This is a genomic window from Gilliamella sp. App4-10, assembly GCF_001690495.1.
Classification (GTDB): Bacteria; Pseudomonadota; Gammaproteobacteria; order Enterobacterales; family Orbaceae; genus Gilliamella; species Gilliamella apicola_G.
The window spans coordinates 55,474-69,259 of sequence record NZ_LZGS01000001.1 but is presented as its reverse complement, the minus strand read 5'-3'; the positions used below and the strand labels follow the sequence as shown (position 1 = coordinate 69,259).

14 protein-coding genes and 1 CRISPR repeat array are annotated in these 13,786 nt (G+C 36.1%); of the genes, 1 reads left to right on the top strand and 13 read right to left on the bottom strand.

From position 1 onward, the window contains the following. Window positions 1-12: 12 nt before the first annotated feature. Entirely contained in the window at window positions 13-1,287 is a 1,275-nt protein-coding gene (gene folC / locus A9G23_RS00320) for a bifunctional tetrahydrofolate synthase/dihydrofolate synthase (RefSeq protein WP_065585724.1), read from the bottom strand. Between the two features lie 6 nt (window positions 1,288-1,293). Further along, window positions 1,294-2,184, bottom strand: coding sequence for an acetyl-CoA carboxylase, carboxyltransferase subunit beta (gene accD, locus A9G23_RS00315; RefSeq protein ID WP_065585723.1), 891 nt, complete (start codon window positions 2,182-2,184; stop codon window positions 1,294-1,296). Window positions 2,185-2,492: 308 nt separating this feature from the next. Here accD and tmaR point away from each other — a divergent pair, with 308 nt between their 5' ends. Next, window positions 2,493-2,813, top strand: a complete 321-nt coding sequence (gene tmaR, locus A9G23_RS00310; protein WP_065585722.1) for a PTS system regulator TmaR — start codon at window positions 2,493-2,495, stop codon at window positions 2,811-2,813. A 61-nt stretch (window positions 2,814-2,874) separates the two neighbouring features. On the opposite strand, the gene yciH is transcribed toward tmaR, so the two are convergent. From yciH to casA, 11 genes are all read right to left on the bottom strand, one after another. Further along, the gene (gene yciH, locus A9G23_RS00305; RefSeq protein WP_176700265.1) at window positions 2,875-3,198 is read right to left on the bottom strand and encodes a stress response translation initiation inhibitor YciH; all 324 of its coding nucleotides are present in this window, start codon (window positions 3,196-3,198) and stop codon (window positions 2,875-2,877) included. A gap of 4 nt (window positions 3,199-3,202) precedes the next feature. Continuing rightward, window positions 3,203-3,907, bottom strand: a complete 705-nt coding sequence (gene pyrF / locus A9G23_RS00300) for an orotidine-5'-phosphate decarboxylase (protein WP_065585720.1) — start codon at window positions 3,905-3,907, stop codon at window positions 3,203-3,205. A 783-nt stretch (window positions 3,908-4,690) separates the two neighbouring features. Then, entirely contained in the window at window positions 4,691-5,686 is a 996-nt protein-coding gene (gene holB / locus A9G23_RS00295) for a DNA polymerase III subunit delta' (protein ID WP_065585719.1), read from the bottom strand. Continuing rightward, window positions 5,683-6,324 (bottom strand): dTMP kinase, encoded by a 642-nt coding sequence (tmk, locus tag A9G23_RS00290; RefSeq protein WP_065585718.1) that lies wholly within the window; start codon window positions 6,322-6,324, stop codon window positions 5,683-5,685. The genes holB and tmk overlap by 4 nt, the downstream gene beginning before the upstream one ends. A gap of 419 nt (window positions 6,325-6,743) precedes the next feature. Beyond that, a CRISPR array of direct repeats spans window positions 6,744-7,199; the repeat unit is 29 nt; unit sequence CGGTTTATCCCTGTGGGTACAGGGAACAC. Between the two features lie 87 nt (window positions 7,200-7,286). Beyond that, entirely contained in the window at window positions 7,287-7,577 is a 291-nt protein-coding gene (gene cas2e / locus A9G23_RS00285) for a type I-E CRISPR-associated endoribonuclease Cas2e (RefSeq protein ID WP_065585717.1), read from the bottom strand. A 2-nt stretch (window positions 7,578-7,579) separates the two neighbouring features. Then, on the bottom strand, window positions 7,580-8,497 hold the full coding sequence (cas1e, locus tag A9G23_RS00280; protein ID WP_065585716.1) for a type I-E CRISPR-associated endonuclease Cas1e: 918 nt from the start codon (window positions 8,495-8,497) through the stop codon (window positions 7,580-7,582). A 10-nt stretch (window positions 8,498-8,507) separates the two neighbouring features. Next, complete coding sequence (cas6e, locus tag A9G23_RS00275) at window positions 8,508-9,182, bottom strand: type I-E CRISPR-associated protein Cas6/Cse3/CasE (RefSeq protein ID WP_065585715.1); 675 nt, start codon at window positions 9,180-9,182, stop codon at window positions 8,508-8,510. Further along, window positions 9,183-9,926, bottom strand: coding sequence for a type I-E CRISPR-associated protein Cas5/CasD (gene cas5e, locus A9G23_RS00270; protein WP_065585714.1), 744 nt, complete (start codon window positions 9,924-9,926; stop codon window positions 9,183-9,185). A 12-nt stretch (window positions 9,927-9,938) separates the two neighbouring features. Then, window positions 9,939-11,003: a type I-E CRISPR-associated protein Cas7/Cse4/CasC gene (gene cas7e / locus A9G23_RS00265; RefSeq protein WP_065585713.1), complete on the bottom strand. Its 1,065-nt coding sequence runs from the start codon at window positions 11,001-11,003 to the stop codon at window positions 9,939-9,941. Window positions 11,004-11,008: 5 nt separating this feature from the next. Beyond that, entirely contained in the window at window positions 11,009-11,626 is a 618-nt protein-coding gene (gene casB / locus A9G23_RS00260) for a type I-E CRISPR-associated protein Cse2/CasB (protein WP_065585712.1), read from the bottom strand. Between the two features lie 26 nt (window positions 11,627-11,652). After that, window positions 11,653-13,170 (bottom strand): type I-E CRISPR-associated protein Cse1/CasA, encoded by a 1,518-nt coding sequence (casA, locus tag A9G23_RS00255; RefSeq protein WP_065585711.1) that lies wholly within the window; start codon window positions 13,168-13,170, stop codon window positions 11,653-11,655. Window positions 13,171-13,786 lie beyond the last annotated feature (616 nt).

Sequence of the window (13,786 nt, the reverse complement as noted above, 5' to 3'; positions counted from 1 at the left end):
GTTTAATTTCGCTTAACAGTCAGTTTCAGCTAAAACAGCAGATACGGTCTGGAATGAACCACATACTACAATAATATCATCGTCTTTAGCATCTTGTATTGCTTTATTATAAGCATTAGAAACTGAATCAAATGTAGATACATCAATCTCTGCATTATCATTCAATAAGTGTTGTTTTAATACTTCTGCACTACAACCTCGTTCACCATAAAGTGAAGCACAATACCATTTGTCCCCCTTTAAGATGGATAAGGTACTTTTAATATCTTTATCTTTAAGCATCCCAACGACAAATCTAACTTTACCAACATTCAAATATTCGGCTTTGAGTTTTTCCAATTGTTGCTTTAAATAAGCTGCTGCATGCGAATTATGTGCTACATCAACGATCACAAGTGGCGATCTTCGAATAATTTGAAAACGACCAGCCAAATTGGATTTTGACAAACCTTTAGTTATTTCATCTTGCGTTATTTCAAGAGATGAATAACTTAGGGCTGCAATTGCGGTTGCAGCATTAGGTAAAGGAACATTAGCAATAGGTAGATTGTTATACTGCTTTATTGTCGATTCGAACGCCCATAGATCTTTGTTAACTTGTTGATAATAAAAATCTAAATTCACAGCATAAACAGGACAGCCAACAGATTTAGCCACATTTAAAATAGATGCAGGTATTTCTGGTTCGCCCACAATAGCAATACTTTTAGATTTAAAAATACCTGCTTTTTCACGCCCTATACTTTCACGGGTATCACCTAAATAATCAACATGATCAATACCAATACTGGTAATTACTGCCACATCAGCATCAACGATATTGGTTGCATCTAGGCGGCCACCAAGTCCAACTTCTAAGATAACAACATCTAACTTTGCTTGTTTAAATTGATAAAGTGCAGCAAGTGTTGCATATTCAAAATAAGTAAGCGATATTTCACCTCTAGCTTTTTCTATTTCCACAAAAGCTTTTACGGTATCTTGTTCATTCGATTCTTGATTATTAATACGTACCCGTTCAGTAAAACGTAATAAATGAGGAGAACTATAAACGCCGACTTGCAAATCTGCTTCAAGCAATATCATTTCAAGCGTTCGGCACGTTGTTCCTTTGCCATTGGTACCCGAAACGGTAAAAATATAAGATGCTGGTTGTAATAACTCAAGACGCCGAGCAACAGTCTTTACTCGTTCTAAACCTAAGTCGATGGTTATAGGATGTAATTGCTCTAAATAACAAAGCCATGTCTTTAAATCTGACATGGCATTTGGTTGTTGTTTTTGCATACTCAATTAAACTGTCTCGTTAAGATTCACATCATTAAACGGATCAGGTAGTTTCATTAATTTTGTTATTAAACTAGCTATCTTAGGACGCATATCTTTACGATGAATAATCATATCTATTGCGCCTTTTTCAAGTAAAAACTCACTACGTTGAAACCCTTCTGGCAATGTTTCACGCACAGTTTGTTGAATCACGCGTGGTCCAGCAAAACCAATTAATGCTTTAGGTTCAGCAATATTAATATCGCCCAGCATTGCTAAACTTGCTGATACCCCCCCCATGGTTGGATCAGTCATTACTGAAATATAAGGCAAACCTTCATCTTGCATTTTAGCAAGGATAGCACTGGTTTTTGCCATTTGCATTAACGAAAATAACGCTTCTTGCATTCGTGCGCCCCCGCTTGTTGAAAAACAAATTAAAGGACATTTATCAGCAATGGCTTGCTCTGCGGCACGAGTGAATAGTGCTCCAACAACAGAAGACATTGAACCACCAATAAACGCAAACTCAAAACAAGCTACAACTACAGGAATGCCAAGTAGTGTTCCTTTCATTACAACCATTGCTTCTTTTTCATGAGTCTCTTTTTGAGCAGCCGTTAAACGATCTTTGTATTTTTTAGTATCTTTAAATTTTAAGATATCTTTAGGCATAAGATCTGTACCAATTTCAACATCCGAACCCTCGTCTAAAAATCGGTATAAACGCACTCGGGCAGGAATATGCATGTGGTGGTCGCATTTTGGACAAACCGCTAAATTAAGATCAAGTTCAGCTTGGTAAAGGACTTGATCACAGTGGCTACATTTTGTCCAAACACCGCCTGGAATATTCGCCTTTTTATGCTCTGACGATATATTATTTTTACTAAGAATTTTTTCAATCCAGCTCATTATGATTCTCGCATTCTGGCACTTTTTACAAATTGGTTACTATTGTACAATACTTTACACTAATTCTTAATAGCTGTTTTTATTTTTATCTTATTTTGTAAGTAATTTTTCCAAAAAGTCACGATATTTAAATATACAATTTGAAGATAAACTCTGTATCAAAGCCCAAATTAAAAACACTAAACATGAAAATAGCTAATTAAAAAAATATCATTTATATTTAAAAATATAATTAATATGATCTTAACAAATTATTGATATATAATTGGTAAAAGTTTATTTTCCATTTTTGAGATAAGGGGTTATAGATGGACAAGGAAAAAGCAACTGCACCATCGTTTCAAGATGTACTCGAATATATTCGTTTATCACGTCGTTTAAATAAATTAAAACGTGAAATATCAGATAACGAGAAGAAAATTCGAGACAACCAAAAACGAGTGTTACTACTTGAAAACTTAAGCGAGTATATTAAACCAGATATGACTTACGAAGAGCTTCAAGCGATTATTGCTAATATGAAAAGCGATTATGATGACCGTGTTGATGATTATATTATCAAAAACGCCGAAATATCTAAAGAGCGCCGCGAAATTAGCAAAAAAATGCGTAGCTATCGAACTAATTAACATCGATTATTTTATAAACAGCGTCCGTTTTTATTGTGGACGCTATTTTTATAGATCTAAGTCAGCCTCCTGCTAATTTTACTTTAAATCCTTTATCTTCTAGCAATGACTTTAATAAATCGCGTTTATCACCTTGAATTTCAATGATGCCATCTTTAACCGAACCACCACAACCACAGCGTTTTTTCAAGTCTGCGGCTAACTGTAGTAATTGAGCATCATCCATATCAAGTCCGGTAATAACACAAACGCCTTTACCTTTACGGCCAGATGTTTGTCGTTGAATCCGAATAATACCATCCCCTTTAGGACGTGAGATAACTGTTTCAGTAGGCTTAATTCGACCTTTATCGGTTGAATAAACAAGTGGATTATCTGACATAATGTAATTAACTCTTACTTAAATTAAGTGTTGCTAAAATTGCTTGTAATGCCCTAGCAGGTTCTTCAGATTGAGTAATTGGGCGTCCAATAACTAAATAATCAGAACCTGCCGCTTGAGCTCGTTGAGGTGTCATAATACGACGTTGATCATCAGGATTAGCACCTGCAGGCCTAATGCCAGGAGTCACCAATTTAAAATCACTGCCCAAGCGTGTTCTAAAGCTTTGTACTTCTTTAGCTGAACATACCACGCCATCAAGCCCGCAGTTTTTAGCAAGTATTGCTAATCTAGAGGCTTGTTCTAAAGGCGATACGTTGATACCGATTTCTTGAAGATCAGTTGATTCCATACTGGTTAATACTGTCACAGCGATCAAAATTGGCGCATCTTTACCATAAGAATAAAGTGCATCTTTAGCTGCTGTCATCATGCGTGAGCCACCGCTAGCGTGAACATTAGTCATCCAAACACCTAGGTCAGCAGCTGCGGCAACTGCTTTTGCAACAGTATTTGGAATATCATGAAATTTAAGATCTAAAAAAACATCAAAACCTTTTTGCATAATCTGTTTAATAAAATCAGGTCCTGTATGCGTAAAAAGCTCTTTACCGATTTTAAGACGGCAATCTTTGGGATCAACTTGATCAATAAAATTCCATGCTGATTTAACATCCGCAAAATCAACTGCAACAATAATTGGTGATGCCATAACTCATTTATTCCTTTTAATCAAAATTTTTAGTTATTTTTCCTAAAGAATTCATTTACATTAAAAAATTTAATTTCGATGAACAACTTTGCGCCAAGAAAAAATAACAAACAACTTAATAGAAAGCTCAATAATTAAATTATCACTCATTATTTTTGACCCGTCAAAAGTACTTGGATAAGTAAGCACTGATCTGTGTTTACGTAAATCAAGGCTTTCTATTTTATACTGCTTAAATAGCATTTTTTAACATATGGCGCAACACTTTGTATTAAAGAATCACTTGCTGAAAACACTTTATCATTACTTGTTAATACACTGCATTAGCCTATGGTGTAGCTCTATATCCTTTTGTATTTTTTTGCTCATCATATCGTATGGGCTAGATTTCTAGCTTATTGTAAGTGATAGGGTCAAAAGGTTTTTATAAATTGGAACTGATTTCACAACCTTCTTTATTTGTTATTGTTTCAACTTTTAATTTTCTTTTATCTCTTCACGTTTGGCTATTACTAATTTAGAAGTTTTATTTGCGGTAATAGGTAATACAATATCGATCTGCTAAGCAAGGGGGAAGTTGTTTTTTGTGTTATTGCATATTCTTGAGCTTTTTTAAACCGCAAGCGCATTATTAAACAAATCGGTATGATACGCTTGCTGACAACAAAAAATATCACCCATATATCAGTAAACCAAATTCAATAGATAAAGAATCCACTACATCCCTTGTTACTTTAACGTATACTTTCCTGAAGCTTATTTCCAAAACTCTTTATAAACTACTTAACTGTTTGTTTCACTAATTAATTCGGATTGAGCAAGTACATTATAAACAATAAGTTCCTTATTCAACCCGGTAATCGTTAACAGCTGACGCCTTGCTTGCAACCATAAATGATAAAGCGCAAAAATCTTTTCATTACTTTTAGTTGCAAGTAGCCGAACTAATGGAACCTGATCACGATTAACAATAAAACGCCCGACTTTTTGCTTCGCTTTTAGCGCATCGCTTAACAAGGCACAAAACCAAACAATTCGTTCAATGAAGTCTTCATTATCAAAAATTTTAGCTAGCTGCCAATAATTATTTTGTGGTACCAGTTCTAATAGATACTCACAAAATGCTTTTCGCTGTTGCCACTTTTCTGGCACTAATAGTGCAAACGCTTTTAGCGGCGCATTTTCACTCAATAATAACGCCGAGGCAAGCTCATTATCGCTATATTGCTGATTGTATTTTTTTTTTAACCATTCAATAGACTGTTCCAATTTAGGAATAGGTAAAAAATAAGAAAAACAACGGCTATGAATGGTTGCTAATAATTGGCTGTTATGCTCATCACTTAAAATAAAATAGGTATTTTCTGGCGGTTCTTCTAACGTTTTTAGTAATGCATTGGCGGCAGCTTCGGTCATTAAAGCTGCGCGTTTTATCCAAATGACTTTATTGCCACCTTGCTGGGATTTTTCGTAAACCTTGCTTGATATATGACGTATTTGATCAATACCTATTGACTGTTTACCTTGTTCATTGGTTATCACATAATAATCAGGATGATGGTGAGATAAAAACAATTGGCAACTATGGCATTTTAAGCACGGTTCCAGTTGTTGGGCAGATTGGCATAATAACCGATTTGCTAGTTTTGAAATAAGTTCATCTTCACCACTGCCTTGAACATAATTAATTAATAAAGCATGATGAGTCCGTTTATGCATAATTCCAGCTGCTAGTTGCTGATAAGGTAAGCAAAGCCAAGGATAGTCATTTAAGATCATTTAATATTAACCTGTTTTGTTAACCATGTTGTTAAAATTTGTTCAATTTGTCTAGTCACATTGTCGAGTGATTTTGCGGCATTTATAGTCATGATGGTATTATCTTGCTTGGCAAGCTCTAAATAGCGTTGACGAACTCGTTCAAAAAATGGCAATGATTGCTGTTCAATGCGATCAAGTTCACCTCGAGAGCGTGCACGCATTAAACCCATTTCAGGATCGATATCTAAATATAAAGTAAGATCAGGTTTAAAATGACCTAACACGTGTTCTTTTAATGTCGTCATAAGGGCTTTATCTAACTGGCGTCCACCACCTTGATAAGCTTGCGTCGATAAGTCATGGCGATCGCCAATCACCCATTTACCTACTTTAAGTGCTGGTTTAATCACATTATCAATCAGCTGAATACGTGCAGCATATAACATCAGCAATTCGGCTTTATCAGTCAAAGGCTCGTTATCTAAACCATTTTTAATAATATGGCGTAATGCTTCAGCAATCGGCGTTCCACCCGGCTCACGTGTAAATTGCAAATCGCCAATATCGTGTTGATTTAAAATGCGAGCAACGGTATTAATAGCCGTTGTTTTGCCTGCCCCTTCAAGCCCTTCGATGACAATAAATTTGCCTGCCATACTAAATTCCTAAACTATTTATGATAAACCTGTGTTAAATATTGCACTATTGTACGCTATTTTTGCCAATTATTTTAGCCAGCATTATTAATGCTTTCTTTCAGTTTCACATTACAATAAATAAAAAAATGCCTTTAGGGTTTTAATTAATTGATTATACGTTGTTTTCATATAAAGACTTTATTAAAAAACAATTAAGATAATGACTACCTCATTTTAAATGTTTAATGAAACAATAGAATAATTAATAAAAAATGTCAGAAATACCATTGATTTTATTTAATTTTTTATATTTAGTATCAATTAATCTATTATGTATCAGTAAAAATATGACGGACAAATAAAATATATATTTAATGACCTAATGACTTACATATAGGTAAAAGATTCGTTTATCACTTTCATTTTAATTTGTTCGACGGTTTATCCCTGTGGGTACAGGGAACACACAAACTAAATCAGGGCGAACAAATGTACGCCCGGTTTATCCCTGTGGGTACAGGGAACACTGATTATGAAAAACTATTTAATTAATTTAGGACGGTTTATCCCTGTGGGTACAGGGAACACTTTGCCATTTTCTTTCTCCAGTTCTACCCATTCGGTTTATCCCTGTGGGTACAGGGAACACCACATTTTTATCACAAACATCACTAATCAATTCGGTTTATCCCTGTGGGTACAGGGAACACAACGGTGGAGGTGCAATTGCACAGTTAGATGGCGGTTTATCCCTGTGGGTACAGGGAACACGTACGCTTCTGCTATATCAATAATCATTCTGGCGGTTTATCCCTGTGGGTACAGGGAACACCTTTTTTGGTAAAAATCTCTTGGTTATATATCCGGTTTATCCCTGTGGGTACAGGGAACACTCTAAACATAGCTATTTGTTTTATTTAGAGTTATATCGACTGGTAAATTCTACCAGATTTTTTTAATTTTTAAAGAACTCTAACTTATTAATTTTTAATAGGTAAAAAAGAAACTAACCGTAGCCCATCCAATTCTACCGGAACTCTTCTGTTGGTACCATAGGTTTGGAAGTCAAATCCGGATTCGGTATTCGTTGCCCAAGCAAGTACGACATTGCCTTCTTCTGCTAATTCAATTATCTGCTGCCATATCATTTCTCTAATTGGTCTGGATATATCACCAATATAAACTCCCGCTCTAACTTCTAGCAACCAAATGGCTAAACGACCTCTTAATCTGGGCGGTACATTTTCGGTCACAACCACACACATACTCATAATTAGTGACTCCTAAAGCCAGTATCGGCAAGCGATTTAGGTTCAGGAATAGCTGGAGGCTGAACATCGTCAGGTGGTAATGGCGGTTCAATTCCTCCGGCTGATAAGACATCTTCAATCAATGGGATTAATTTAGATAATGTTTTTTGACTTCTAAAAATTTCACGGCATGCAATACGTACTTCACGATCGGGATCAGGGATTTTTTTAGCGGCTATTTCAAATGCTTTGGGCACAACCGTATCAAATTTAATAATATCTGCTATGTCATAAACAAAAGAGAGTGGCTTTCCGCTATGCACAAAACCAATCGCTGGCGCATAGCCGGCAGCCAGAACTGCAGCTTCAGTGATACCATATAAGCAAGATGTTGCGGCACTAATGCACTGATTGACTTTATCACCTTTTTCCCAATCTTTAGGGTCATACTTTCGACCATGCCATTTCACATGATAGCGTTTAGCTAGCAATGAATAGGTTTCGCGTACGCGTGCCCCTTCTATACCTCTGAGCTGATCAACCGAGCGTCTAGTTGGTGCCGGTTCGCCAAAACGAAGTTCAAACATCTTTTTGACGACTTTTAAACGTAAATCATCATCTAACGCTAATTTTGCTTGATAAAGCAGCTTATCCGATCGCGCACCACCGGGCTGTCCAGATGAATACATTCGAACGCCGGCTTCACCAACCCAAACTAGCAATGTTCCTACCGTTGCAGCTAATTTGACAGCTGCATGAGAGACTCTTGTGCCGGGTTCCAACATAATACAAGCAATAGAACCCACGGGAATATGGGTTCTAACGCCTGTTTTATCAATCAGAACAAATGCACCATCTAACACATCAATTTGTCCATATTGTAAAAATATCATCGATGTTCTATTTTTGAGTGGAATAGGATTAAGTGGAACATATACCATTTTAGTTTCCCTATTGATAGCGTTTGATCAAGAATAAGCCACAACCAAACCCTTTACTTTTACCAATTCCTTGATAGAGCGTATCTGAAAAAAGTTCAGGATGCGTGACCGTTAAAATCCCTTGAAAATCAACACTACTAAAAGTAATAGGTTTAGCATCTGCTTTCTTTTTAAATCGATGTTGATAATAACCAATAATATTACATTTAGGTTGTTGCCCTGTCCTTTGCATAAGTGAAAATCCTCTTTTTTCACCTTGATTAACTAACCAATTTAATGCGGCTTGATTCTGTAAAACGTTTATCTCTATTGACGATGATTGCCCTTGCTGTTTTGCCAAAAATTTGGCATTCATCATCACATCACTGCGTTTACCATTTTTAAAAATAATAGGATTAGCACGCAGTGAAAACATTAATTTCATTCCGGTGGTTAATTGTGGGGCATAGGGCTTTGTTTCAACAACAAATAGTTGATGATCTTTTATCGGTGCAACCTCAGATAACAGATAGTAGTATCTACTTTGTCTTGTTGCTTCTTCGCGAAACAAGAATGTCCGTTTTTCTTGATTAGGGAACAGTTGCCATAACCATTGATGAATCGCATATTGACCAGCATACTGCATCTTTTGCTGCATGACGTAAGGGAGCCGATCTAGTTTTAGGGTAACTCGAGAAAAATACATCTATTTGCTCCTTTTTAAATATCCTGAATATTGCAGGCGTGGTTCAAAATACCAACAATTACGCTTTATTGGTTGATCTTGCCGACGCTGAATTTTTATTATCTCAAAATCGGCATCTTGATCTTTATGTTCCCAATAATACTCATCAGCAATACTGTTTAACAAATCACTAATGACAGGATCGCGTTGATGATATTGTTGATAATGTTTATCCGCAAAAATAAACGCATCACCAAGCGTTCCTTCATAGAGCACAGGCGATAAAGGTAGTGCCAATGGCGAGTTTTTTCTGCCTACATATAATGGAAAAATAGGTGTTAATAATGCTTGTTGTATTTGCTGCACACCGTAGGGAGCACCTTTGGTTTCTGTCATCACAATTTGATAATAAATGTCGTTATAATATTCACGCTGTGAAAGTAGGGTTTCTAATTCATTAGGATTGCGACGAATTTCATCAAAACGGGTATATAATAACTGTTTTTTATTTGCTCTGGGGACTTGGACGGTTTGAAAATCTCTAAACCAACTGCTCTTTGCTTTAAATGGACGTATCGCAAATTGATAATGCTGATTAAAAATATCGAGTTTATTGTCTTCACGCCGAATACCTAATGCCGCCGCAACTAGGCCTAATAAAGCCGAGCGTGAAGGTATATCGTTGCTATGGCGAACCTCGCCAATAGCAGGTTCACCCCATGATGTTAATGGCGAATAAATTTGAAAAATAAGATGTTTTATCACCTTGGTTGCTCCTTATTTTTGTGCAACAAAATCTAGTGCAGCAGTTAAGGTTCCTTCACATTTTTCAGTATTGAGCACGTAACGGCTATCAGCACATTGACCATACACTTTATCAAATTTATCAAGTTGTTGTTCTAAATGCGCAATCGCATCATTAACCATATCGTCGCTACGAATTGGGTTAAAATAGGCAACCGCTAACGAACGAGGTTGCTGAGCACCTTTTTCAATCAATAAGTAAGAAGTATAAGCCCTTGATGCAAAACTATTTTGCATACCGGTTGGTGCCACTTTCGTCGCAGCTTCGGTTAAGGCTTTTAATGTTTTTTCAACCAATACTTCATCGCCATTTAGATTTTCTAACAATAAATCACGGCTAATACAGATGTAAGTATAAAACAGGGCTGAAGCAAAACCACGTTCACCTAAATGCCCTGAGCCGGCATCTTCCTCATTCTTATTTAAATCATCCACTGCGGTAAAAAAGTCATCTTCAATAGTGACGGTACTAACTCCTAAAGCATGAGAGACTTGGCAGGCAGCTTCAACATTAAATGCCGGGCTATCGGCTAACATTCGTCCAAATAAAGCAATATCAACACTACTATTTTCTTTGCGAAGTAATTTAACTTCTGCATCGGTCGGCTCACGATTTTCATTAATTAATACGTCTACTAATTGATCAATGGCTTGTTTTTCATTGCTACTAATATGCACCAATTGTTCAATTTCCAAATTATCCAGTGGATCTTTGGGGGATTTTTCATTTTTTACTTTACCAAATTGTGCAGCAATTTTAATGGCACTCGCTTTCGCAATTTTTTCAGAAATGCCTTGATCAAACATATTTTTATAAACCCAATCTCGCGCAAATCGACGCGAACGTATACCTATATTGTCACTTAATGATTGATAAAAGTAATCCGAGGTTCGCCATGCTCTTTTTAAACTTTGCGATGAAATGCGTAATCGATCAGTGTTGCCCATTTTTGCAGTTTTTGGTCGACCAAGTTCATCACGGTTCAAATTAGATGGTGCATAAGCAGTCAATAAGTGTAATTGAATAAATGTTGTCATTGTTGTTATTCCTTAGGTAATTTTTTAGTCGAATAGTAATCCATCGCCCAACGAACGGAAAGGCGTTCAAATGGATTGATTTCTGGAGATAAATTTCGTGGTCGATTATGCTGCTCTTGCACCCACAAAAAGATGCCATCAGCAAGTGAAAAAAGGTTTATCCCCTGTTCACCACGTAATTTGACGGCACGAATTAATCGTCGACAAAACTCTTCAGGTGTTTCGCTGGCTTGTAATTGCTGAAATCGTAAAGGAGACAGAATATTACGCTCTCCGCCTTTTGCCCTTTCGCTTAATTGTGCAGCAAAGGGAACTTTCTCATTATTAGCACGTGTAAAAGCAGCAACTGCAACAAATATTGCTAATGCCTGCTGATGAGCAGGGGTTGGAGTTAATCCGTGAGTATCGTTAAATAATGCGTTGGCTAAACAAAAATACCCTTCATGTAACATGACCCCAAAAGGTAATGTCGCCCGACGTAATTCAGCTTGTAATTTTCGCCCATTATGGGTGCCACCATTAAAAGGATATGACCTTTGTTGCAGCATTGAAAACCATTCGTTAATACATTTTTTGTGGCTTTCATTTAATATAATTGTCTTTTTCATAAGATTGTTTGACATACTGTTCTCCCTATCCACAAACAAGGCTATTTGGTATTTTTTATCTTTTTGACATACTTAAGTTTATTAAAATCAATAAGTAACTTTTCTCTAGCACTGATTTTTTGGGATGCAACCAACTGGTCATCAGGGTTAGCAAACGCTGCTTTATCATAGATTTGAATGATATAATTTAGTAAAGTATTTGCCCAATTTGATAACAAATGGAATCGACCATCTGGATTATCTTTTTGATCAATAAGTTGTTTTACAAATAGATAAAATGCCGGTTCAGTTTCTTTCCAATACGCAATATCTAATACACTTGATTGTTTATTGATTGTTGCCATAGCTTTACGTAGTATGGGTAACGATTCCTTACTTAATTCTAATGCCAGTGCAATAAGCTCTTCTACATCACTGTCAGGATCGGCTAAAGCAGGATATACAGGGAAAGTATGTTCATACCAGCAACGTGCTTTCATATTGTCAAAATCATAACCAAAGCACCATAAGCGATATTTTTTGTCGCCTTTTAGCCTACGTACTTCATTGATGATGGTCACTTTTGCGGCTTCAACATTATCATGCTTTGTTACCATACCAAGCCAATCGCGATAAACTAAACCGCCAGGTTGACCTTTAATGGCTAACGGTTCGCCCGTTTTGTTATCAATTCGGTATGGCGTTAAAGGATGTCGCCAATGTTGATATTGAATACCGTAATTTTTTGTTTGATATTGGGTAATTAATTGTGACGAGGTTTCGCCACACAGATCACATTCCCCTTGCTGGGTCTGTTCAAAATCAAGTTCAATTCGTCGTGGCATTCCCCAAAAAGCTTGGCAATAATTAGCTTGCTCAGGAAGTAAACTTAGATTCTTCGGTGGTTCACTGGTTTTGGTAGTATTGAGCCATGGAAAAACAGATTCATCATATTGGCGTGGTTTATCATCATCTAATGGTATTACGTTTAACCACAATTTTTTCCATAATGGTGTTGGTTGATTCAGTTCAGGCATAATCAACGTTGTTATCGGTCCACCACCACGTAAACTCACTCGATGTCCTTGACCGCCTGAGGGTGCATTAGTTTGTAAAGTAAATAGTGCCATTGCTGCACAATGTGGGCAAATTGCCTTGACAAAATCACGTTTGATAAAGTGGTCGGTGTTTTTCTTTAATGCGTTTTCACCTGGTGCTTCAACTAATAAACCCGATATTGGTAAAGCATTGCCATCTAATTTCGTGAAATCCTGCATAAAGGCAGGTTTATTTGCGCCAAATTGCATAGCCGATTTAACTTGGTCAAATGCTTCATCTAAATCAGATTGCGAAATGCCATCATCCCAATAGTCAATCCACTCATCATTATCTTCTGGAGAAAAAGTGGTTTGCAATAAACCAATAAGAAACTGGTAAGCAGCACCTTGAAAATCAGATCTAAAATAGGCTAAATCGGAAATAGTTTCATCAGCGATTTGGCTAGGTTTAATCTTACTAACATGACCATCAAAATGGATAACTGGAATCCATTTTTCGTCTAAAAGCGAGAAAGAAGACAAACTATACTCCTTATTTATAATTTTTAATATAAGCAGAACTTTAGCTGTTCCGCTTATCGGTTTTAACTTAATTAATTTAAACGGTCGAGGGGTTGTTTATTGATCTCCATACTTAAACAATAAGATCGAGTTTCTTGCCCATCTATTTTTAGTTTGATTTCAATAGCCCTGACTTTCTTACAGAATTGTCTACTTTTTTGCACTGCTCTTTGTAAATAAATAAGATATTTTATAAAATTCAAAGTTAATCTCCTATAAATTAATAATTGAGAATTTTAGCAATGCATGTATAATCGAGGGCTCTCATTCCTATGGCTATTACATACAATGCTAAAAGCTAAATTGTTCTAGCCATTCTCAATTTAGCATAACAAAACGGATAAGACAACAAAAAAATAAAAGTCCGTTAGTAATAATAAAAAAATTTAATATTTCACTGAAATAAACATTTCTTTTATGATAAAATAAAACATTATTTATGATAGTTCCTTATCTTAATAGGGATAAACCATCCGTAAGTAATAATTATATCAAGTTCCCCACACCTAGTGGGGTTTTCCTTCTAATGATGATAGTTAAACAAAATTTTTTACTTTTGGCTATTATTCATTGGCAA